At 39.6% G+C, this 540-nt stretch carries 1 protein-coding gene; it reads left to right on the top strand.

Translation table 11 applies throughout. The features are described 5' to 3' along the window. Positions 1-301: 301 nt before the first annotated feature. Positions 302-540: transporter substrate-binding domain-containing protein (locus tag R7040_RS29405; RefSeq protein WP_411978235.1), on the top strand; the 239-nt coding region annotated here is incomplete at its 3' end.

Genomic DNA, 540 nt, shown 5'->3' with positions numbered 1-540 from the left:
TAAGAAATTGTTCAATTGAGCTTATTAATGAAGTGCATATAAACAAATTAGTGACCTCGTGTTCAAAGTAAGAATAACAAAAAAGTACCAAATTTGTATTAAAAAGTACTAATTTAGATTCATATCAATAAGCATCTCATTTCGTTATTGATAGGTCTGCTATATCTTTATTCGAATCAAACAGCAGACATTGTTTTCAAAAAAAGACTGGTGAGTAGTGGGTATGGCATCAACAAGTTTTAGTACTTATGGTTACAAGTGCACCAGGGCGTGTACTTCGTTGTTATTACTATGGCTTGCCATGTGTTCGTACAGTTTCGCTCACCAAACTAAAGTCGATACATTGATTGTCACCAATTCTAAGGCTTGGAAGCCGTTCTCATATGTCTCACAAGATGGTGAACCCAAAGGCATTCTGATTGACTTCTGGCGAGAGTATGCCGAAAGAAATCACGTTCGTGTTGAGTTCCTGCTGCTCGATTGGGAAGAGTCTTTGCGCGGAGTTAAGGAGGGCCGGGCGGATGTGCACGCCGGTGTGAT

The organism is Vibrio sp. 1069 (assembly GCF_033340555.1).
The sequence above is the reverse complement of the archived record's forward strand: the minus strand, read 5'-3'. Positions and strand labels throughout refer to the sequence as shown.